At 70.9% G+C, this 22,111-nt stretch carries 16 protein-coding genes; 1 reads left to right on the top strand and 15 read right to left on the bottom strand.

What is annotated here, in order from left to right:
- Positions 1-184: 184 nt before the first annotated feature.
- The 9 genes from ACFY9I_RS08620 to ACFY9I_RS08580 form a co-directional block, all read right to left on the bottom strand.
- Positions 185-1,045: an HAD-IIB family hydrolase gene (locus ACFY9I_RS08620; protein ID WP_390998448.1), complete on the bottom strand. Its 861-nt coding sequence runs from the start codon at positions 1,043-1,045 to the stop codon at positions 185-187.
- A complete protein-coding gene (serS, locus tag ACFY9I_RS08615; protein ID WP_390998445.1) occupies positions 1,042-2,319 on the bottom strand; it encodes a serine--tRNA ligase in 1,278 nt (425 codons plus the stop codon). Before serS ends, ACFY9I_RS08620 begins: the two co-directional genes overlap by 4 nt.
- A 567-nt stretch (positions 2,320-2,886) precedes the next feature.
- On the bottom strand, positions 2,887-3,822 hold the full coding sequence (pheA, locus tag ACFY9I_RS08610) for a prephenate dehydratase (RefSeq protein WP_390998443.1): 936 nt from the start codon (positions 3,820-3,822) through the stop codon (positions 2,887-2,889).
- 123 nt (positions 3,823-3,945) lie between these two features.
- On the bottom strand, positions 3,946-5,481 hold the full coding sequence (gene efeB, locus ACFY9I_RS08605; RefSeq protein ID WP_390998440.1) for an iron uptake transporter deferrochelatase/peroxidase subunit: 1,536 nt from the start codon (positions 5,479-5,481) through the stop codon (positions 3,946-3,948).
- A 9-nt stretch (positions 5,482-5,490) separates the two neighbouring features.
- Positions 5,491-7,521: a copper resistance protein CopC gene (locus tag ACFY9I_RS08600; protein ID WP_390998438.1), complete on the bottom strand. Its 2,031-nt coding sequence runs from the start codon at positions 7,519-7,521 to the stop codon at positions 5,491-5,493.
- A 14-nt stretch (positions 7,522-7,535) separates the two neighbouring features.
- Entirely contained in the window at positions 7,536-8,012 is a 477-nt protein-coding gene (locus ACFY9I_RS08595; protein ID WP_390998435.1) for a copper chaperone PCu(A)C, read from the bottom strand.
- Positions 8,009-8,680: an SCO family protein gene (locus ACFY9I_RS08590; RefSeq protein ID WP_390998433.1), complete on the bottom strand. Its 672-nt coding sequence runs from the start codon at positions 8,678-8,680 to the stop codon at positions 8,009-8,011. Before ACFY9I_RS08590 ends, ACFY9I_RS08595 begins: the two co-directional genes overlap by 4 nt.
- A 114-nt stretch (positions 8,681-8,794) precedes the next feature.
- Positions 8,795-9,544, bottom strand: a complete 750-nt coding sequence (locus ACFY9I_RS08585; RefSeq protein WP_390998430.1) for a DUF1775 domain-containing protein — start codon at positions 9,542-9,544, stop codon at positions 8,795-8,797.
- Positions 9,545-9,778: 234 nt separating this feature from the next.
- Positions 9,779-10,600 (bottom strand): hypothetical protein, encoded by an 822-nt coding sequence (locus tag ACFY9I_RS08580; protein ID WP_390998428.1) that lies wholly within the window; start codon positions 10,598-10,600, stop codon positions 9,779-9,781.
- Between the two features lie 659 nt (positions 10,601-11,259).
- Here ACFY9I_RS08580 and ACFY9I_RS08575 point away from each other — a divergent pair.
- Complete coding sequence (locus ACFY9I_RS08575; RefSeq protein WP_390998425.1) at positions 11,260-11,706, top strand: ATP-binding protein; 447 nt, start codon at positions 11,260-11,262, stop codon at positions 11,704-11,706.
- Between the two features lie 170 nt (positions 11,707-11,876).
- Here ACFY9I_RS08575 and fxsT read toward each other — a convergent pair whose 3' ends face one another.
- From fxsT to ACFY9I_RS08545, 6 genes are all read right to left on the bottom strand, one after another.
- Positions 11,877-15,881 (bottom strand): FxSxx-COOH system tetratricopeptide repeat protein, encoded by a 4,005-nt coding sequence (gene fxsT / locus ACFY9I_RS08570; protein ID WP_390998423.1) that lies wholly within the window; start codon positions 15,879-15,881, stop codon positions 11,877-11,879.
- Between the two features lie 69 nt (positions 15,882-15,950).
- Positions 15,951-17,201 carry a TIR-like protein FxsC gene (locus ACFY9I_RS08565; RefSeq protein WP_390998422.1) on the bottom strand — a complete coding sequence of 417 codons (1,251 nt, stop codon included), beginning with the start codon at positions 17,199-17,201 and terminating at the stop codon, positions 15,951-15,953.
- Between the two features lie 144 nt (positions 17,202-17,345).
- Positions 17,346-19,784, bottom strand: a complete 2,439-nt coding sequence (locus ACFY9I_RS08560; protein ID WP_390998419.1) for an FxsB family cyclophane-forming radical SAM/SPASM peptide maturase — start codon at positions 19,782-19,784, stop codon at positions 17,346-17,348.
- Between the two features lie 16 nt (positions 19,785-19,800).
- A complete protein-coding gene (fxsA, locus tag ACFY9I_RS08555) occupies positions 19,801-19,998 on the bottom strand; it encodes an FxSxx-COOH cyclophane-containing RiPP peptide (RefSeq protein ID WP_390998416.1) in 198 nt (65 codons plus the stop codon).
- A gap of 258 nt (positions 19,999-20,256) precedes the next feature.
- Positions 20,257-20,460, bottom strand: a complete 204-nt coding sequence (locus tag ACFY9I_RS08550; protein ID WP_390998413.1) for a hypothetical protein — start codon at positions 20,458-20,460, stop codon at positions 20,257-20,259.
- 154 nt (positions 20,461-20,614) lie between these two features.
- A complete protein-coding gene (locus ACFY9I_RS08545) occupies positions 20,615-22,099 on the bottom strand; it encodes an aminopeptidase P N-terminal domain-containing protein (protein WP_390998410.1) in 1,485 nt (494 codons plus the stop codon).
- Between the last annotated feature and the right edge of the window lie 12 nt (positions 22,100-22,111).

Here is a 22,111-nt window from a genome sequence, read left to right as displayed (position 1 = left end):
TCACCGGCCCTTGCGGGGTGCCGCTGCGCCCACCCGTGCACCCGTGCCGCCCCAGCGGCACGACCGCCCGCAGCTACGCAGAGCGCCGGCGAGCAGTCGCTGGACCGTCGAGCGAGCGGTCTAGGACCTCAGGCTGTCAGTGAGCGGTCCAGGACCTCAGGCTGTCAGCGAGCGGTCCAGGACCTCAGGCCGACAACAGGCGTTCCAGTACCTCGGCGATGCCGTCGTCCTCGTTGGAGGAGGTCACTTCGTCGGCGACGGCCTTCAGAGTGGGGTGGGCGTTGGCCATGGCTACACCGTGGGTTGCCCAGGAGAACATGGGGATGTCGTTGGGCATGTCGCCGAAGGCGATGGTGTCGGCGCGCTTGGCGCCGAGGCGGCGGGCGGCGAGGGAGAGGCCGGTGGCCTTGGTGAGACCGAGGGGGAGGAGTTCGACGATGCCCTCGCCGGCCATGGCGACCGTGACGAAGCCACCGGCGGCCTGACGGGAGGCTTCTGCGAGTTCGTCGGAAGTCAGGGTGGGGTGCTGTATGTAGATCTTGTTCAGCGGGGCCGCCCACAGGTCGGACACGTCCGTGAGCGGAATGGTGGGGAGCGAGCCGTGCAGGGTGTAGCCGGTGCCCACCAGGATCTCGCCGTCCAGGCCCGCACGGCTGGCGGCCAGGTGCAGGGCACCGACCTCCGCCTCGATCTTGGCGAGGGCCACCGCGGCGAGTTGCCGGTCCAGGGTGACGGCCGTGAGCAGACGGTGCTCTCCGGCGTCGTAGACCTGAGCGCCCTGACCGCAGACCGCCAGTCCCCGGTAGCCGAGGTCGTCGAGGATGTGGCGGGTCCAGGGGACGGCCCGGCCGGTGACGACGATGTGGGCGGCGCCCACCGCGGTGGCCGCGGTGAGCGCCTCACGTGTGCGGCGGGAGACCGACTCGTCGGAGCGCAGGAGCGTTCCGTCGAGGTCGGTCGCGATCAGTTTGTACGGGAAACCTGAGGAAGTCCTGACCCTCTCGGGAGAGCCGGCGGGATCCTCGGTGGCGGCCGCCTCGCTCACTTGGCTACCGGCTCCAGCACCTCGCGGCCACCCAGGTACGGGCGCAGTACCTCGGGGACGCGGACGGAGCCGTCGGCCTGCTGGTGGTTCTCCAGGATCGCGACGATGGTGCGCGGGACGGCGCACAGCGTGCCGTTCAGCGTGGCCAGCGGCTTGACCTGCTTGCCGTCACGGACGCGGATCTGCAGGCGGCGGGACTGGAACTCCGTGCAGTCGGAGGTCGAGGTCAGTTCGCGGTACTTGCCCTGGGTGGGGATCCACGCCTCGCAGTCGAACTTGCGCGAGGCCGAGGAGCCGAGGTCGGCGGAGGCGACATCGATCACCCTGAAGGGCAGTTCGAGCGATGTCAGCCACTGCTTCTCCCAGTCCAGGAGACGTTGGTGCTCGGCCTGCGAGTCCTCCGGCGCGACGTACGAGAACATCTCGACCTTGTCGAACTGGTGGACGCGGAAGATGCCCCGGGTGTCCTTGCCGTGCGAACCGGCCTCGCGGCGGAAACACGGGGAGAAGCCCGCGTAGCGCAGGGGGAGACGGTCGGCGTCGAGGATCTCGTCCATGTGGTAGGCCGCCAGCGCGACCTCCGAGGTACCGACCAGGTACAGGTCGTCCTTGTCGAGGTGGTAGACGTCCTGGGCGGCCTGGCCGAGGAAGCCCGTGCCGGCCATCGACTGCGGGCGGACCAGCGCCGGGGTCAGCATCGGGGTGAAGCCGGCCGCCGTGGCCTGGGCCATCGCCGCGTTGACCAAGGCGAGTTCCAGGAGGGCGCCGACGCCCGTCAGGAAGTAGAAGCGCGAGCCGGAGACTTTGGCGCCGCGCTCGGTGTCGATGGCGCCGAGGAGCGTGCCGAGCTCCAGGTGGTCCTTCGGTGTGAAGCCCTCGGCGGTGAAGTCACGGATCTCGCCGTGCGTCTCCAGCGTGACGAAGTCCTCCTCGCCGCCGACGGGGACGTCGGGGTGGACGAGGTTGCCGAGCTGGAGGAGGAGCTCCTGGGTCTCGGTGTCGGCCGCGTCGCGCTCGGCGTCGGCGACCTTGACATCGGCCGCGAGCTGGCTCGCCCTCTTCAACAGCTCGGCCTTCTCGTCACCCGAGGCCTTGGGGATCAGCTTGCCGAGCGACTTCTGTTCGGCACGGAGCTCGTCGAAGCGGACGCCGGACGACCTGCGCCGCTCGTCGGCAGACAGAAGGGCGTCGACGAGCGCGACGTCCTCTCCACGGGCGCGCTGGGACGCGCGCACACGGTCGGGGTCCTCACGGAGCAGGCGAAGGTCAATCACCCCTCAAGGCTACCGGTGCGTGGTTCCGGCACACGACTTGAATTCGCGGTACGCCGGTTATCGGATGTTTGGAGAGGAATGTCGATCGGGTCGACAGGCTCCGACAGGACCGCCGAGAGTCAATGAATTTCGTCATGTCCCCTGAAAGGAGGCGGGCCCATGAGGCCTGGTTGACTCGACTCCCTTGCGCCGTAAGGGACTTGGGGATCGGCTGTCCACAGGGATCCGTGGTGTCGCAGAGTTATCCACAGGCTGTGTGAAAGATCTGTGGATGACCAAGAAGATCATGGGGGGCGGTGGGCGCCGATCTGAGGATTCCCGACCCAAACCACCTTCACGCCCACGTTCGAGTGGATTGGCGAGGATTTGGGTCGCTCTAAAGGATTGACCTGAGGAAACGCATGGACGAAGGGTGACCTACGGGGTTGGGGCGCAAGGAGTCCAGTGAAGGGGATTTGTCGACCGAGTGGTGCGATGTTGTCGACTTATCCCCAGGTCGAGAAGCCATCCTGTGGATAACTTCTGTGGACAAAGAAAATAAGCAGGTAGCACCGGAAGCGGGCTGCCCTAGAAGCGGCCGTCCTGGCAGCGCGCCACCCAGTCCGCCGCCGCCACGAACTCCGTGTCCGAGGTACCCGGCAGGGTGGGACGAATCTCCGCCGTGCCGGCGTCCGCGCGCGGGTACGAACCGAGGAAACGCACCTGGAGGCAGACCCGCTTGAGGCCCATCAGTGCCTCGGCCACCCGGCGGTCGGAGATATGGCCCTCGGCATCGATGGCGAAGCAGTAGTTGCCGATGCCCTCGCCGGTCGGGCGGGACTGCAGCAGCATGAGGTTGACGCCCCGCACGGCGAACTCGCCTAGCAGGTCGCGCAGTCCCCCAGGGTGATCGTCGCGCTGCCAGATGACGACGGAGGTCTTGTCCACGCCGGTCGGCGCGGCGGGCCGGGCCGGGCGGCCGACCAGGACGAACCGGGTCTGAGCGTTCTCCGCGTCGTGGATCTCGGTCTCCAGCGCCTCCAGGCCGTACCGCGAGGCCGCGAACTCACCGGCGAAGGCGGCGTCGTAGCGGCCCTCCTGGACGAGGCGGGCACCGTCGGCGTTCGAGGCGGCGGACTCCCAGACGACGTCCGGCGGGAGATTGGCCTTCATCCAGTTGCGGACCTGCGGCTGGGCGGCCGGGTGCGCGGTGACCGTCTTGATCTCCGAGAGCTTGGTGCCCGGCCGGACAAGCAGCGCGAAGGTGATCGAGAGGAGCACCTCGCGGTAGATCATCAAGGGGGCGCCCGCGACCAGCTCGTCGAGCGTGGTCGTAATGCCGCCCTCCACGGAATTCTCGATCGGGACGAACGCGGCCTCGGCCTCGCCGCTGCGGACGGCGTCGAGCGCGGCGGGCACGGACACCATCGGGACGAGCTCACGGGTCGCGGACTCCGGCAGCGTGCGCAGAGCGACCTCGGTGAAGGTGCCCTCGGGGCCGAGGTACACGTAGCTGGCTGGCATGGACTCACCCTAATGGGCCTCACGGTCCCGAGATGCACGGATCCGGCACCGGCGGCGCGCACCCGCCGTCGCTCGCCGACACACACCACACCCGCTCCTCGGCCGACGGCGGCCGAGGAGCGGCTAGCCCTCGAGCAACGCCTGCCCCACGTACTCCCCCTCCGCCGCGCCCCCCGGTACCGCGAAGAGGCCGCTCGACTCGTGGCGGATGAACTTGGAGAGGGCGTCGCCCCGGTCGAGTTTGCGTTGGACCGTGACGAAGCCCCGGAGGGGATCGGCCTGCCAGCAGACGAAGAGCAGGCCGGCGTCGGGGACACCCTTCGCGTCGATGCCGTCGTGGAAGGAGAAGGGACGGCGGAGCATGGCCGCGCCGCCGTTCTGGTCGGGGCGGCTGATACGGGCGTGCGCGTTGATCGGGACCAGCAGGTTGCCCTGGGAGTCGGTCTTCTCCAGGTCCATCGGGGTCGTCTCCGTCGCCTTCTCCCCTCCGCTCAGCGGCGCGCCGTCGGACTTGCGGCGCCCGATTACGTCCTCCTGCTGCTTGAGCGAGAGCTGCTCCCAGTCGTCGAGGAGCATGCGGACACGGCGTACGACGGCGTAGGAGCCGTTCGCCATCCACTCCGGATCGCCCGAGGTGTCCGGTGAGGCGGACGCGGGGACGAAGATCCGCTCGTCGAAGTCGGACTCGGTCGGCTTCGGGTTGCGAGTGCCGTCGACCTGGCCCATCAGGTTCCGTGCCGTCATGGGGTGGGCCGTGGCGCCCGGCGAACGGTTGAAGCCGTTCATCTGCCAGCGCACCCGGGCCGCTCCGCCCGCGTCCTTCTGGATCGCGCGCAAGGCGTGGAAGGCGACGAGCGCGTCGTCGGCGCCGATCTGCACCCACAGGTCGCCGTTGCTGCGTGTTCTGTCGAGCTGGTCCGAGGAGAAGTCGGGCAACGGGTCCAGGGAGTCCGGGCGGCGGCTCTCCAGACCGGTACGGGCGAAGAAGCTGTGCCCGAAGCCGAAGGTGACCGTCAACGACGACGGTCCCGCGTCGAGGGCGATCCCCGTGTCGTCCTGGGCCGCGGCCTCGCCCGCCATCAGCCGACGGGCCGTGTCCGACCAGCGGCGCAGCAGGGCGGCGGCCTCCTTGCGGCCCGCCCCGGCGGCCAGGTCGAACGCGACGAGATGGCCGCGCGCCTGCAAGGGCGTGGTGATTCCCGGCTGATGTTTCACGTGAAACGCCACCTCCTCCGCGCCCACGGAGGACAGGGGAGTGACCTGGTCGTCCGAGGACGAGGGAGACGAGGCGGAGGACGCGGTCGCGTAGCCGGCAGTCGCGCCTGCCGCGCCCAGGACCAGGCCGGTTGCACCGGCGGTGCCGAGCAGACGGCGCCGGGAGATCGTTCCGTCCGAGGAGTCCCCGGGCAGGGCATCGCCCTCTCGCCGAGGCTTGGACGGCTTGGACGGCTTGGACGGCTTCGACGGCTTCGACGGCTCCGGCCCGGACGGCTCCGACGGCTCCGGCCCGGACGGGGTGGATGGGTCGGTCGGCTCGGACGGCGACGGTGAGTCATACGTGGTCGCTCGCCGTCGCGCGGCGGTGGCAGCGTGGTCGCCGCCGCCCCGCGCCCCTTCGGGGGTGGCGGAGCCGCCTTTGGCAAGGTTCTGGTCAGCCATGGTTGTGTATCAGCCGATCTGCGCGTTCTTGCTGACGGTCACCTGGTCGATGTCAGATGTCCGTACGGTGAGTTCGATCTTCCAGTCGCCCGCCATGGGGATCTGTACGCCGTCCGCCGTCCAGTGGCCGGTGGTGACGCGGTCGGGGACGACGGGCAGGGGGCCGATCTTCTCCTCCTCCTGGGTGAAGGCGACCTTCACCTCGGGGACGTCGAAGGGCCTGCCGTCAGGGCCCTGGACGTAGACGTGCATCTCGTTGGCGCCCACGCGTGCGGGGTCGATCTGCAGCCGGGCCACGCCCTGGCCGTTCTTGCCGCCCGTGTCGAACGACATGTCCAGGGCCAGCGCCCCCGAGGTCTCGTCCTCCTGCGTCGCGGCCGCGGTGGCCGCCTTGGCCTCCTCCACCGTGCGACCCGGCTCGGTGGCCGTCAGCACGGTCGTGACGGCGAGCAGTACGACGGCGACGCCCGCCTCCGCGAGCACCGACCGGCGTAGACCCGTACGGCCCGGATCGGCGTTCCGCAGCCGCTTCTCGCGCGCGTTCGCCATCGCCGCCCGCTGTCGGGCGAGCTGAGCGGCCCGCTCGCCTCCACCGCCCGGGACCGACACGGCCGTCGGCTCCTTCTCCGGCGTGGCGGCCCTGTCCGCCGCGGCCGGTGTCTCCGCTAGCCGCGTGGTCCACCGGCGGGAGATCCACGCGATGCCGACGAGTACGGCGACCAGGCCGATCTTCACAAGGAGCAGCTGCCCGTACGAGGTGCCGGTCAGCGCGGACCAGGTGCCGACCTGGCGCCACGACTGGTAGATCCCGGTGGCGGTCAGGACGAGCACGCTGCCGAACGCGACCCGCGAGAACCGTCGTACGGCCGCGGTCTCGATCTGTGCCTCGACCGGCGCCCGGAACAGGGCGACGAGCAGTGCCGCCAGGCCGCCCAGCCAGGCGGCGACCGCCAGCAGATGCAGGACGTCCAGGGGCATGGAGATGCCCGTCTGGATGCCGGTGGAGGCGTGCTCGGCCATCGCCCAGCTCGCGGCGAGACCGGCGGAGACCACGCTCCCGCCGACGGCCAGCCCGAAGGTGAGATCCCGTCGGTGGGAGTCGTGGTCCTCGTCGTCTGTGCCGGCCTCGTCGTCCGCGTCGTCTGTGTCGGCCTCAGCATCTGTGTCGGCCTCAACGCCCTCGTCTGCCTCAGCGGCTGCGCGGGCCTCGGAGTGCTCCCCCTGGGTCTCCCCGACCTCATCGGTCTCCCCGACCTCCCCGATCTCCTCGGCCCGTCGCGCGTACGCTCCGAACAGCACCGCGATGAACAGTGCCGCCGCGGCGAGCAGCAGCAGGCGGGAGACGAGGGCCGCCCCCGTCTTCGTCTGCAGGACCTGACCGAGGAGGTCCAGGTCGAAGACGTCGCCGAGTCTGCCGGATCCGGTGTAGGAACCGCGCAGGAGCAGCAGGGCGAGGGTGGCGGTGGTCAGCGTGAGCCAGCCGGAGACCACGAGCCGCTGAACGGGCCGCACCCCCGCACCGCGCTGCCAGCAGGCCAGCACGAAGGTCGCACCGCCGACCAGCAGGATGAACCCGGCGTACGAGAGATACCGCCCGAACCCGTAGAGGGCGCCGACGACCCCGCCGCCGGCCTCCTGCTCGGGGAGCGCGACCGTCGTCTTGGACGGCGCCCCCACGGAGAAGGTGAAGGCGCCGGAGACGGGGTGGCTGTCCGCCGAGACGACCTGGTAGGTGACGGTGAAGGTGCCGTCGGGCAGCCCGGAGTGCAGTGCGACCCCGTAGCTGGTGCCGCCCAGGTCGGTGACCTCGCCGGTGTCGGCCTCCTTGCCCTTGGGGTCGTACACGCGCACCGAGCCGTCGGACATCGCGACCTTCTCGGAGAACGTGAGCGACACCTGGGACGGGGCCTCCTGGACCACCGATCCCTGCTGAGGGTCGCTGCCGGTCAGCGCGGCGTGCGCGGAGACGGGCGTGGCACCGGTGAGCAGCGCTCCGACGGTGGCGAACAACAGCAACAGCAACGGCCTCAACCGGCTCAACGGTGCTACCTCCCTCACTGCCCGCTGGCCGGCTGGTACGTCGCCGACTTCACGGGCATCTCGACCGTGATGGTCTTGGACTCGGTGAAGTTCAACCGCAGGGACACCGTCTCGCCTTCCTTCGGCTTGTGCCTCAGGTTCTCGAACATCAGATGGTCTCCGCCGCTCCTGAGCACCAGTTCGCCGCCCGCGGGGACCTTCAGGCCCGCGACCTCCCGCATCGACTGCCCGGTCGTCTCGTGGACGGTGACGTCCTGGGCGATGTCGCTGGTGACGGAGGTGAGCTCGTCCGCCGTACCGCCGTCGTTCTCGATGACGAGAAAACCGGCGGCCATGGAGTCCGTGACGGGCTGGGGCATGTAGGCCGACTTCACGGACAGTTTGGCGGCGGACGAGGAGGAGGTGGAAGAGGAGGAGGAAGCCGACGAGCCGCAGCCGGCCAGGACGAGCGCGGCGGCGGTGATCAGGACGGGGCCGGCGAGTGGCCTCACGGCTTCTCGCCCTTGAGCAGCTTCGGCAGGTCCTTCTCGTAGTCCTGCACGCTCGCGTTGTCGTCGTACAGCACATAGCCCCCGTCGGTCTTCGGAGAGAACGCGATGACCTGGGTGCCGTGTTCGGAGACGGTCTTGCCGTTCTTGTCCTTGGTCGGCGGGTTGATGGAGATGCCGAGGGTGCGGGCGCCGGCCTGGATCTCGTCGAAATCTCCGGTCAGGCCGACGATCTCGGAGTCGATGCCCTTGAGCCACTTGCCGAGTTCCGCCGGGGTGTCCCGCTCGGGATCGGTGGTGACGAAGACCAGGCGGAGGTCGGCCAGCTCGGACTTCGCCAGCTTCTTCGCCACCTCCTTCTTGGCGACCGCGATGTTGTTCATGGTCAGCGGGCAGACGTCGGGGCAGTTGGTGTAGCCGAAGTAGATCAGCGTCGGCTTGCCCTTGGTCTCCTTGCGGAGGTCGTACGACTTGCCGTCGGTGTCGGTGAGAACCAGGTCCGGCTTGGTGAAGGGCCGGTCGAGGACCGTGGCCGGCTTGCGCGGGCCGGTGTCGGAGACCTCGGCGACCGATGTGGTGGAGTCGTCGCCGGTGCCGCAGGCGGAGAGGGTGAGGACGGCCGCGAGGAGCAGGGCGCCGGCCGCGAACGTCTTCTTCGTGTTCGTGCGCATAGAAAAATGTCCCAGATGTTCGAGTTCCGGCGCGCACGGGGGCGTACGCCGTCGCAGACAGCCGGTGTGTACGGGCCGAGTGCGCGCCGGGAAAGGTAGGTGAGGAGCCCCGGGTCAGGCGTTCGTGCGCCGGCGGCCGGCGAGGACGCCGTACGCGACGCCCGCGACGCCGATGACGATGCCGACGACGCCGAGCACCCGGGCGGTGGTGTCGCTGCTGTCGGACGCTGCGGAGGTCTCGTTCGAGGCGGCCTCGGCGTCCCCGCCCGTGTCCTCCGACTTGTCGGAGGCGGTGGAGGACGAGCCGGACGAGCCGTGGTGGTCGTCGGACGCGGCGGACAGCGCGAGCACCGGCGCCGGGTTATCGGGCTCCTCCTGGCCCTTCTGCGGGACCTCGATCCAGCGGACGACCTCCTTGTTGGAGTACGTCTGCAGGGCCTTGAAGACCAGTTCGTCGGTGTTCTCGGGGAGCTGGCCGATGGAGACCGGGAACTTCTGGAAGAAGCCCGTCCCGATGCCGTCGCCGGTCGCGGTCCAGGTGATCTTGGAGACGGCCTCGTCGATCTGCTCGCCGTGCAGTTCGAGCGGTTTGTCGAGCTTGGCCTTGGTGACCTCGATCTTCCAGCCGGGGACGGCCTCCGGCTGGGCGGAGGCGAGCGGGTGGTCGGTCGGGAAGTTGACCTCGAGCTTGGTGGTGGTGGCGTCGTCGCGCTCGTTGGGGACCTTGAAGTTGACGGTCGCGTACCCGCCCTTGGCCGCCGCGCCCTCCGCCGCGACGCTGACGTGCGCGGAGGCGGGGCCGGAGAGGAGGAGGACGGCGGAACCGGCGAGGGCGCCGACGGCGGCGATACGAGAAGTCTTCATGACTGGTGAACACTCCACAATGAGTGAGGGAGACGAGAGACAGAGGGATGCGCGCGCCGGGATCCGTAGCGGAACGGCCGGGACCGGAAGCGGACGGCCAGGACCGGAAGTGAGCGGTCGGAACCGGAAGCGGAACGGCCAGGGCCGGGAGCGGAACGGATGCGCGCGAGCCGACGTGCCCGTACGGCGGCTTCCTCCCCCAGCGCTGTGCGGAGTGGGTGGGTACGCGTCGTGTCAGGCGACGAGGGCGAGGACGGGCGCGGCGGTCGGCGGGCCCCGGCGGATGAGCGTGTGCTGGAGCGCGGTCGTCCGCGGGGCCGTGGGCGGCGCGCACACGGCGCGCGGGGCGCTTGACACGGTCTTGGGCGTGCCCTGGAGCCCGGACCGCAGGGCCCGCGCCAGCGCGAGCGCTCCGCGCAGGGTCCGTACGAGCGGCTCGTGGGCCGACAGCCGGACGAGGCGCAGCAGTGCGAGGTCGCCGTGGCGGAGGACCCAGCCGGCGGCGACGGCCGCGAGCACATGGCCGAGCAGCATGGGCAGGGACGGCAGTACGGCGGAGGAGCCCGCCGCGGTCGTCATGGCGTCCGCCGGGTGGTGGGTGACGTGTGTGCCGCTGACGCCGGCGTCGATGAGGATCCGCCGGGCCTGCGCGGGGCTGAGGGCCGCCGCGGTGGTGCTGCACACGAAGCGGGCGGCGCGCTCGACGAGCGCGGCGTCCAGGGCCTCGGCGGTGCGTGACGCGACCGCCGTCCCGTGCTGGCCCAGCCCGAACAGGGTGTGCAGCAGGGTCTGGCCCACCGCCAGCATCGCCACGATGCCCGGCAGTGAGCGTTCCCGTCCGGCCAGGGCGGCCGCGACGGCGAAGACACCGGTGAACCCGACGCCCAGGCTCCACAGCGGGATCGTCGCGCACGAGGCGAGCGCGTGACCGGCCCCGGCCAGCACGACGCAGACCGCGGCGAACACCGCGGCCCGCAGGAGCCGGAGATCGCCTCCGGCACGGGGGCGGCGCGGAGTGCCTGGGCGGCGTGGGGCGCGTGGGTGGGGGGCAGTCATGGCGGGCCCATCATCGCACCGGGGCGCTCCGCTGGGGGCGGCGGGTTCACGACGGGAGGTACGGGGAGGAGAGGGCCGGTGTTCAGGGGGGCGGGGTGGAGTGCGGTGAGGGTTTGGGATGGGGTGCGGCCGGGGTGTGGGGTGGGGCACGGTACGGGTTTGGGGTGGGGCGCGGATGGCGGGTGCGGGTGGTGGGTGGCTTGTCGCGCAGTTCCCCGCGCCCCTCAAAGGACGCGCTGTTCCCCGCGCTGAAGGACGCGCCCTGCCTCGTGCCGACGAATGAGAGCGCGCCGCGCCCTGCCCGAACCCTCGGCGCGCTGGAAGGACGGGTGTTCACCCAGCCGGTGAAGGACGTGGGGATGCCCCCGCGAGGCTGCGTGTCCGTGCCGGAGGCGGGCGGTCGGGTTGCCGCCCCCGCAAAGGCTCCCGCGCCACTTGCAAAGCGCCCCGCGACCCCCGCGAGGAAGGTCGCGGCTCGGTGGCCGTGTGCATGGGGTGTGCGGGAGTGAAGGGGGATTCGGATGGGTTTGGTTCGCATACACCGGTTGTGAGGTGGGCGCATCCGCCGTATGGGCGGAGAGACGGCTTTCCGGTGATTGCGTGGTGTCCTCGGCGGCAATACGTAACGGTATGTCGAGCCGCGGCCGGGAGGCTGGAGCATGAGCATCTGGTGGTCACTCCATTTGCGGCGTGAGGCTGCGAGCGTGCCGCTGGCCCGGCGGCTGCTGATGGGCACGATGGAGACGGCGGGCGTCGACCCGGACGTCTCCTACGACCTCTCCATCGCCCTCAGCGAGGCCTGTGCCAACGCCGTGGAGCACGGCGGTGCCTTCGCGGCGGGCGGCACCTCCGAGGCCTACCGGGTCACCGCCTATCTCGACGGCGAGAAGTGCCGTATCGAGGTCGCCGACTCCGGGCCCGGCTTCCCTCACCGGCAGCCCGTCCGTCCCGCCCACACCGACGCCGAGAACGGCCGCGGTCTCTGTCTCATCCGCGAACTCGCCGACCACGTCCACATCGGCAACAAACCGGGCCGCGGCGGCGCGATCGTCAGCTTCGACAAGATCCTGAAGTGGCGCGAGGACGCTCCCCTGGTGGCCGTGTAACGCGTCGGACCCCTTCCGTACGCCACCGCCGCCCCTCCACCGCCGCCCCTCCACCTCGGGCCCTCTACCTCCGGCGCCTCCATCTTCGCGCCTTCGCGCCTTCGCGCCTTCGCGCCTTCGCGCCTTCGCGCCTTCGCGCCTTCGCGCATCCGCCCACCCCCACCCGCCCCTCAAATCTGGTGCGGCTCCAGATCCCGCCCCACCCGCTGCCAGGTACGGACCAGCGCGGTGACCTGGTTGGTGCCGCCCAGCAGCCGGGACAGCCGGGTCACCACCTTGCCGTGGAGTTGCGCGGCCTCCTCCGCGCGGCCGGTGTCCCGCAGGGTGATCGCGAGGTTGCCCGTGCCCACCAGTACGTCGGGGTGGTCCGGGCCGAACCGTCGGCGCAGCCCTTCCACGGCGTGCCGCTCCCAGTGCTCGGCGCGATCGTGGAGGCCGAGGTCGCCGTAGGCGTTGGCCAGGTTGAGGCCGGCGGACAGGACGGCCGGGTGGTCGTCGCCGAGGGTCGCCTCCAGACCGTCGCGGGCGTGGCGGCTCAGCTCCTCGGCCTTCTCCGCGTCCCCCAGGACCCGGTGGTACATCGCGAGGTTGTTGAAGCAGTACATGGTGAACGGGTGTTCGGTACCGAATGAGTCCCGGTACCCGTCCAGCACCTCCTCGACCTGGCGGACCGCCCGCGCGGCACCGTCGTCGGGGTCGGTGACGAAGTAGTCCGCGGCGAGGTTGAGCCCGCAGGCCAGCACCTCGGGGATGGTGCTTCCGTAGCGGTCGTGGTAGCGGGCGTAGGTCTTCCAGGTCTCCTCCGTGATGCGCAGCGCCTCGATGGTGCGGCCCGCCTTGCGCAGTGAGACCGCGAGGCTCTTGTCGGCCTGCAGCACCTCCGGAACCCCGGGGCTGAACACCTGTTTCCACCCTTCACAGACCTCGCGCAGCCACTCGGCGGAGGTGCGGTAGTCGCCGAGGTCGCGCAGGTCGCGCGCGTGGTGCCCCTTGGTGGCGAGGGTGTACGGATGGGTCGGGCCCAGCAGCGCGGTACGGCGGCGGACGGTGTCCTCGTCGAGCCGGCGGGCGGCCTCGCTGTCACCGGCCAGCCGGAGGTCGATGGCGAGGTTGTTGGCGGCGGAGAGCGTCCGCGGATGGTCCTCGCCGAAGATCTCGGCGAACCCCTGGTGGATGCGGGTGTCCAGCTCCAGGGCCTCCTTGAAGCGGCCCAGTGCCCGGTAGTCGGCCGCGACGCTGCCGGAGGCGATGAGGATGCTCGGGTGGTCCTCGCCGAACAGTCGGCGCCGGCCGTCCCGCGTGCTCTCGTCCATGGCGACGGCGGCCTGGTAGTCGCCCTGGGCACGCAGCACGTTCGCCAGCTGGAAGCGGAGATTGAGGATCTGTTCGTCGTCCCGGTCCCCGAACTCGGTCGTCCACAGCTCGTGGAGTTGCGTGGCCAGGGTGCGCGCGGCGTGCAGTTCCCCGCGCCTGCCCAGGTAGCGGACGCGGTCCACCATGAGTTGACGTGGCTCTTCCTTGGTGCACTCACGGATCCCCGAGGGCGTCAGGTGCGGCCAGATGACCTCAAGGCCGGGCCACTGCCAGGGATCGTCGACGGCGCCCTCGCTCGGCCGCGCGGCGGCGAGGATCCGGTGCACCTCGTGCATGGTCTCGATGTACCGCCGGTCGTCCAGGCTGTCGCGGACCGCCGCCTGGACCAGGCGGTGCACCTGGATCGAGTTGTCGGCCGAGTCGACCTTGGCGAGCGCGAAGCGGTTCAGGGCCTGGGTGACACGGCCGAGCATGTAGCGGGCGCGCAGATCACGGTCGTACGGGAGCAGCGCCTCGATCATCGCGTCACTGCTGATCAGGGACATCGAGATGGGCTCGGCGGCGAAGAAGGCGCACAGTTCCAGCAGCCGGGCGGCCGCCGGGGACTCCTCGCGCAGCCGGGCGATGGAGATGTTCCAGGTGGCGCCGACGGAGGACGGGTACTCCACCGCGTCCACGGCCTCCTGCACCGACAGCACCCGCGTGGACTGCTCCCGCAGCTGCTCGATGTATTCGTGCACCGGGGTGGCCGTCGCCTCCAGCCAGGCCGCCGCGACCTCCACGGCGAGGGGCAGGTCGCCCAGCGCGTCGGCGACCCGGTCGGCGTCGCTCTCCCGCAGTCCGGGCACCCGGCGGCACAGGTGCTCCACGCTCTCCTCGCGGGTGAAGACCTCCATCTCCATCGACTGGGCCAGCGTCGAGGTGGGACGTGCCCGCGTGGTGACCAGGATGTGGCCGTAGACGCGGTCGGGCAGGGGCACGGAGTGCTCCGGGAACAGGTGCACCGCCTTGTCCAGGTCGGGGACGTTGTCGAAGATCAGCAGCCAGCGCTCGCACGGGTCTCCCTGGCTGAGGGCCGCCATGGCCGCCTCCGCCGCCTCCGCGACGTCGCTGCCGACGGGCAGGCTCAGTTCCTGGGCGAGGGCGGCCAGCTTCGGCAGGACCAGGTCCGGCTGTTCGGCGTCGATCCACCACACCAGGTCGTAGTCCGCCTTGAACCGGTGGGCGTACTCGCGGGCGAGCTGGGACTTGCCCACCCCGCCCAGGCCGTGCAGCACCTGCGGCAGCCGCTCACCGGAGCGGCCGCTGACCAGGCGCTCACGCAGCCGGTCGAGGATGGGGGAGCGACCGGTGAACCACGGATAGCGGGGCTGGACGTTGGAGATCCGCGTGCCGGTGTTGGGGAAGCGCGCGGTGCCGTCGGGCGGTGCGGGCAGGGCGTCCGGGTGGTCGAGGCCGGTCAGCAGCGTGGTGTACGCCCGCTCCTCGTCCAGTCGGCTGAGGTCGACGGTGCCCCGGCCCGACTGGGGCAGGCTGAGGCGTACGTCGTCGACGCGCACGGCCACCGGCCGGTTGCGGGGCTTGCGGCCCCCGGCACGTACGGCGTCCTCCCAGGCCTGGCGGGCCCGCCGGGAGTTGAGGAAGGCGTGGGAGACCACGGCGAGCAGCCGTTCCGAGCCGTCGGCCGCGTCCTCCGCGCCGGAGTCGGCCCCGGCCCCGTCGTCGTCGGACGGCAGCTCGTCGGCGTCCTGGGGCAGCGCCCGGACGTCCATGGGCGCCACCTCGAACCCGGCGTCCCGCAGCACCGACTCCAGCCAGTCCACCCACATCCGGTCCTCGGAGACGTAGTACAGCACCAGCCGGGAGACCGGCAGCGGGCGCCGCCGGGTGTAGGCGGCCTTGTACCGGGCCCGCTTCTCCTCACCGATCGGGGGCAGCCGGGTGACCCGGCCCTCGGTGACGACGGAGGTGACACGTTCGCAGGCGCTGAGCATGGAGTTGGCCGTCTTCGGCGGGTCACCGAAGGCCGCCAGGATCTCCTCGTAGGCGTAGTACGGCTGGTAGAGCACCTCCATCGACGACCAGTAGTCGGTCAGTCGTTCGCCCTCCAGACCGGCCGGCAGTCCGGTGAAGCGCTCCCTGGCCAGTGCCCGTCCTGCGTCGAGTTTGTCCTTCTCGCCGAGGTCGATGCGCATGGCGAGCGGCAGTATCCGGATGCCCTTGTGGCCGAACCGCTCCCTGATGTCCTGGGCGACGGCGGCGGCGCCCTCGATGCTCTGGCCGCTGAGGGTGTAGCAGACGACCAGGGTGTGGGGCATCTGCACGGTGCAGATGTCGGCGAGGTCGCTGAGTCCGGTACGGCTGTCGATCAGGGTGAAGTCGTAGTGGCGCCGCATGTCGGAGCGCATCGCCTCGAAGAACTGGCCGCCGCCGTAACTGGCGTAGAACAGCTCCCAGTCCAGGTTGCCGACCAGCGGGTAGTCGCCGTGCCGACGTCCGGCGGCCAGGAAGTCCAGGCTGCCGCCCGCGGGGAAGGCCCAGTCGAGGGTGAGCGCGTGCGGCCGGACCCGGGCGTGCCGACGGTGCCAGTCGGGAGCGCGGCCCTCCAGGTCGCGCAACGCCTGCCGCCGGTACTCGTCGATGATGTTGATCAGCCCCGGTGTCGCGCGGAGCATCGCCGGGTTGAGAAAGGGGTGGAAGAACTTGTGGAGGCCGGGCGCCTCCAGGTCCCAGTCGACGGCCAGCACACGGTGTCCGTTGGCGGCCAGGATCCACGCCACGTTCGCGAGCGTCATCGTCCGCCCGGTGCCGCCCTTGTACGAGTAGAACGTGATCACCGTGCCGTTGCGGTTCTCCGTCATGCGCCTGCCGTCCTCCGCCCTCGCCGACCTGCCTTGCCGTACTTCGGTGCGCCCCGGTGACACCGGGCACTAGCCGCCCAGGTCCGCCGGGCCCCTCACCCGTGGGGGCGGGATGCGGGGTCCCGCCGGCGGATAGGTGCGCGCGTGCGCCTCGTAGGAGGCGACGGCCTGCTTCACGGCCGTCTGCAGTTCGTTGCCGAAGGCGTCCAGGGTGCGGATGCCGCCGTTGAGGGTCCGGTGGCCGCTGCCCTCGGTCGTCCGCGGGGCCAGGGCCCTTTCTGTGAGCGCCGTCAGTCTCTTGTCCCGCGCCGCCCCGGTGTCCTCGTCGCACCGTGGGATCATCACGCTGATCCACGGCCGCTGCTCCTCGCACAGCCGTTCCACCAGCTCCCGGCCCTTGGCCGAGCTCAGCGCCCACCGGTCGAGCAGGAGCAGTCCGGGTGCCCGGGGCGGGCCGGGGCCGAGCAGCCGGTCGGCGTCCTTCTCGAAGTCCCCGATGTTCACCTTGTAGTCCATGGTGCGCACCAGGTCGGCCGCGTGTTCCCCGAGCGGCCGGGTCGAGGCCGGGTGGTACGGGTTCCAGTCGCGCGGCAGGGGGCCGTAGCAGTCGGGTTCGCGGCCCGGCGGCAGCTCGGAGCGGGTGCACGCCAGGACCGTGATGTCGAACTCCGGAGGATGCCCCGAGGCGCCGAACGCGCTGGGCAGTGACTCGTACTCGTCGTACACCTGCCCCTCGTCCAGCTCGGTCACCTTGGCCACGTGCACGATCTGCTTGGCCAGCCGGTACAGGGCCCGCTCGTACTCGTCGCGGAGGTAGCGGAGTTTGGTGAGCCCGTAGAACCCCTCCTCCGCGTAGTCCTGGCCGAAGGACACATGGTTGAACTGCAGGTCCTTGGCCGTGTGCGGCAGTTGGGCGGGTTCCACGGGCACCCATAACGCGGGGATGATGGCGTGCTCCCGGGCCGCGCCACCGCGTGCCCGGTGGCTGATCTGCCGCTGGGAGAAGGCCCACCACTCCCGTCCGCACTGCTCGCTGATGAAGTAGCGCGGCGAGTACAACGGCACGAACACCTTGCAACGCGCGAGGTTCTCCGACAGCTCGTCCGTCCAGCGGGTGCCGACCGCCATGCCCTGGTCGAGGAAGCCGGCCCGCGCGCCACGCGGCAGATCGGTCATCTGCATGATGTGCGCGCACAGCCCGTCATAGAGCTTTTTCACCCATATGTTCGGATCGGTGTCACCGGCGTCATTGCGCGGGGTGTGCGCGTAACTGAGGAAGAAATAAGGGCTCCCGCCGCCCCTGGCCGCATCTCCTCGCACCCATGCCCCCCGATGCCCGGTGACTTTCCTCAGTGTAGGAAGGTGGCAGGGGCACGAGGAATATGACGAACGGGCCCAATGTCCCGGCGCCCGCCGACCGTGCCCCACCCTCGATCAAGAAACTAGAACAACGAAGCGGACGCGCTACGGCGCTTCGCTCCCGTACGGCCGCACGGTCCGCCGGTGCTCTTCCGCCGCCCGCCGGGCCGCACGCAGGGCGTCCGCGCTCACCGTGTCCCCGGCCAGCGCCTCCCGCAGCCGCGCGACGAACCGCTCCCCGTCCCCGGTCAGCGCCGCCGACTCCGCCAGCGTCCGCGCCGCCCGATCCGTCTGGTCCCGCCACCGCGAGAACCGTGCCTCCGCTTCGTGCCCGCCCCCGCCCCGCCACCGGGCCCGCCAGAAGTCGACCACCGCGAGATGGGCGTACGTCCCCTGCAGCAAGCCCTCCAGGGGGCGCGGGTCGGGCCGCCAGGGCGCGTAGAACAGCGTCTCGCAGGCGGGATCGTGCAGGTCGACCAGGTCCAGCACGGCCCCCAGTTTCACGTGCTGGAACTCGTGGACGAGCAGCAGCGCCAACGTCTCCGCAGTGGTGGGGCGGGCGATGGCCACCGCGCCGAATGCGTCCCGGGCGGCCGAGCTGATGTCGGCGTGCTCGGGGGAGGGGAGCAGCGGGGTGATCAGCCGGAGACCGGCGGCGATTCCCGGGGCGTACCCGGGCAGTTCGCGGCGGATCCAGGCCCAGGCCGCGCTCAGACCGGCCCGCCACGCCTCGGCCTCGTCCTCGGTGAGCCGGGGGTGCGCCGGATGGCCGTGGCAGTCCCGCCAGGGGTCGGTGTCCTCCAGGGTGACCGACCAGCCGTCCAGCTCGAACCGCCGACTCCCCCGCCAGGCGGAGCCCTCGGACCCATCCCCGGTCATCGTGTTCGTGGTGTACGCGGGGCCCGTCCCGGTCATCGTGTACGTCCGGTCGCCCGCGTGGACGGTGAAGCCGTCGGCGTCCGTGCGTATCACCGCCCGCTCGACGCCCGGTTCCAGCGTCAGCGTCCCGAGCGTGGGCAGGCGCAGCAGCCCGTCCCGGACCGGGACCACGACCGTCGCCGGGCGCCCGGCGCGCAGCGCGGCGGCCGCGGCGATCTCCGCGACCCCGCGCATCGCCGTCCCGGCCGCCTCCGCGTCGCCGGCGAGGGAGCGCAGGGCCCACGGCCGCACATAGGGGTGGGTCAGGACCTCGTCCACGGCCTCGGGGGCCTCGCCGTCGAGGCCGGTCAGCGTCTCCCAGGCGTCCTCCCCCTCCGGGGTGTGCGTCGTCTCGTGCCACACATGGCCCAGCAACTCGCGTGCCAGGGAGAGCTGGTGGCGGGCGAGCAGCCGCACGGTGGTGGACGTGCCGCGACCGGTGGCGAGTTCGGCCAGGTGGTGCTCGGCGAGCGCGGGCCGGACGGACTGGTCGGTCATATGACGGTCCCGGAGGTCGGTGATGAGGGACAGCAGGTCGGAGCAGTACACGGACGGGTTGAGGAATCCGCTGCCGTCGGACCGGTACCGGTGGGCGTAGAGGCCGCCGCCGCAGGAGCGCACCACCGGACAGGCACGGCACTGCGCGGCCAGGCCGTCGAGGCCCTGCTGCCGGGCCACGATGCCCGGATGTGCGGCCACCTCGTCCAGGGAGTGGGCGAAGACGTCCAGACCGGTGGCGGGGGCACCCTCGTGCGCGGTCTTCAGGGAGTCGGCCTGCTCGAAGGTCCCGTCGGTCTCGATCACGGCGAGGTCGGCCGGGGCCAGCCCCAGGGACTCCGTCAGGCTGCCCTCGCCGCGCAGCGTCCGCAGGACCGAGTCGAACACCCGGACGTCCATGGGGCGGCCGGCGGCGGTCCAGCGGTCGTGGACGGCCAGCAGCCAGCGCGCGTACGCCGTGCCGTCGGTGTCCTCGGCCGGGCGCGGGGGCGGCTCGTCCCAGGTGGCGTGCGGGAGGAGGAAGTCGACGCGGGGCGGGGCGAGTTCGGCGAGCGCGTCATGGACCGCCACGGGGTCGTTGCGGAGGTCGACGGTGCAGAGGATGCCCGCGAAAAGGTGCCGGTGGCGAGGACGGTTGAGCAGGGCGACGGCCTTGAGGACCCGGTCGTGGCTGCTGCGCCCGTCGGCGTAACGGCGATGCAGGTCGTTCGCGGCGCGGTCGCCGTCCAGCGAGACACCGACCTTGATGCCGAACTCCGCGAAGAGGTCCAGGAACCGCTCGTCGAGGGTGACGGCGTTGGTGTGGATCCGCAGGTCCAGCTCGCACACCCCGCTGAGGGCGGTGGTCAGTTCCTCGGCCGCCCTGCGCAGGCGGGTCCGGCCGGCCAGGAGGGGCTCGCCGCCGTGCAGGACGACGTGCACGGTGTCCAGCTCATGGATCTTCGCGTGCTCGGCGACGCGTTCCGCCGTGGCGCGCAGGACGTCGTCCGACACCACCAGGGGCCGACCGCGCCAGCTCTGGTCCGCGTGTTCGTACACGTAGCAGTGGTCGCAGGCGAGATCGCAGCGACTGTGCATCTTCAGCACGAACTGGCGCAGCGGCAGCGGCGGTCGGCCCATGGCGGTCATGCGGTGTCGGCGAGCGTCAGACGGAGGACTGGAAAGCCGCGACCGCGACCCTTCCCGGACCCCGTCGTTCGACGCCGTTCGATACGGCGCGGGTCAGAGCGGGCGACAGCGCGCCGTTGCTCTGCGCCGCCAACCGCACCAAGGACACCCGCTCCGGACCGTCGGCGGCCGTAGTCCCTGCCTCTGCGGCCGTGGGGTCGAGGGATGCGTTCATGGGGACCTCATCAATCTGTGCGTGGAAACTGACGGGGTTGCGGAGTCGTGCGGCTCAATGAAGCAGATGCCGACAGGAATTGCTCACTCAGGCACCGACCGCAGAAGAAGTTATCGGCCGATGGGACGTACGGCGCCGAATGTTCGGTCAACCGCTGATCGCGACCAGAACATAGCCGACGCCGAGGAGTGCTTCGGACGGCAACACAAGCCTCGTCCGCAATCGGGTCGGCAAACGTGAGAACCGTCTCATCGCCCACTACGACTCCGGCGGTCGGACCTCACACGCGATCACCCGGCGCCGCGCCCTCGCGGTGACCGGAGGGACGGTCGCCGCCGGCGGTCTGGCCGTCGCCGGGTACCCGTCGGCGTTCGCGGACGAGACGACGAACACCACCGAGACGACGAACACCACCGAGGCGTCGGCCACGGCGTAGGCCACGAGCACCGGTGACGCGCGCATGACGCTGAAGGCGAACGCCGCCGAAGGGCCCTCAGAAGCACGGGCGCGGCCCCGGCATTCAGGGGCGCGGGGAACTGCGCGACCAGCCCCCCCCAACCCACCCGCGGACGACAACGGCCGGGCACATCACCCGCACCCGGCCACCGCTCCGCTGTCAGCCTTGGGCACCCTTCAAAGAGGCCATCCACGCCTCCACCTCGGCGGAGCGCCGAGGCAGCGCGGCGCTCAGGTTCCGGTTGCCCTCCTCCGTCACCAGGATGTCGTCCTCGATCCGGACCCCGATCCCCCGGTACTCTTCCGGCACCGTGAGATCGTCGGCCTGGAAGTAGAGGCCGGGCTCGACGGTCAGCACCATCCCCGGCTCCAGCGTCCCGTCGACGTACGACTCCACGCGCGCGGCGGCGCAGTCATGGACGTCCATGCCGAGCATGTGTCCGGTGCCGTGCAGCGTCCACCGGCGCTGGAGCCCCAGTTCCAGCACCCGCTCCACCGGCCCCTCGACGAGCCCCCACTCCACCAGCCGTTCGGCCAGCACGCGCTGCGCGGCGTCATGGAAGTCGCGGTACTTGCCGCCCGGCCGCACGGCGGCGATGCCGGCCTCCTGGGCGTCGTACACGGCGTCGTAGATCTTCTTCTGGATCTCGGTGTACGCGCCGTTGATCGGCAGGGTGCGGGTGACGTCGGCGGTGTAGTACGTGTGCGTCTCCACGCCCGCGTCGAGCAGCAGCAGATCGCCGGAGCGCACCAGGCCGTCGTTGCGGACCCAGTGCAGCGTGGTCGCGTGCGGGCCAGCCGCGCAGATGGAGCCGTAGCCGATGTCGTTGCCCTCGACCCGGGCGCGCAGGAAGAACGTTCCTTCGATGTAGCGTTCCGACGTGGCCTCGGCCTTGTCCAGCACACGGACGACGTCCTCGAACCCGCGCACGGTCGAGTCGACCGCCTTCTGCAGCTCCCCGATCTCGAACTCGTCCTTGACCAGCCGCGCCTCGGACAGGAAGACCCGCAGCTCCTCGTCGCGCTCGGCGGTGACCTTGTCGGTGAGCGCCGCCTCGACACCGGCGTCGTACCCGCGGACGACCCGGACCGGGCCGGTGGCCTCGCGCAGCTTGTCGGGGAGTCCGCGCACGTCGGCGGCGGGGATGCCGTACAGCCGCGCCGCCTCGGTGAGCGAGTGCCGCCGCCCGACCCACAGTTCGCCCTGCCCCGAGAGCCAGAACTCGCCGTTCTCCCGGTCGGAGCGCGGCAGCAGGTAGATGGTCGCCTCGTGGCCCTCGCCCGTGGGCTCCAGGACCAGCACACCGTCCTCGGTCTGGTTGCCGGTGAGGTACGCGTATTCGACCGAGGCCCGGAAGGGGTACTCGGTGTCGTTCGAACGGGTCTTCAGGTTGCCCGAGGGGATCACCAGTCGGTCGCCGGGGAAGCGCGCGGAGAGCGCGGCGCGGCGGGCGGCGGTCTCGGCGGCCTGGGGGATCGGCTCCAGACCGTGCAGCTCGGTGTCCGCCCAGCCCGACTTCATGTTCTCGGCCAGCTCGTCGGAGACGCCCGGGTACAGGCTGTTCTTCCGCTGCTTGATCGGCTCCTCGGCTTCGGTCGCCTCGGTCTCCGGGGTCGCCGGTTCGAGCTCGTCCGCCACGGTCATCCTCCTAGGTAC

It is taken from the genome of Streptomyces sp. NPDC012510, assembly GCF_042955065.1.
GTDB lineage: Bacteria > Actinomycetota > Actinomycetes > Streptomycetales > Streptomycetaceae > Streptomyces.
The sequence above is the reverse complement of the archived record's forward strand: the minus strand, read 5'-3'. Positions and strand labels throughout refer to the sequence as shown.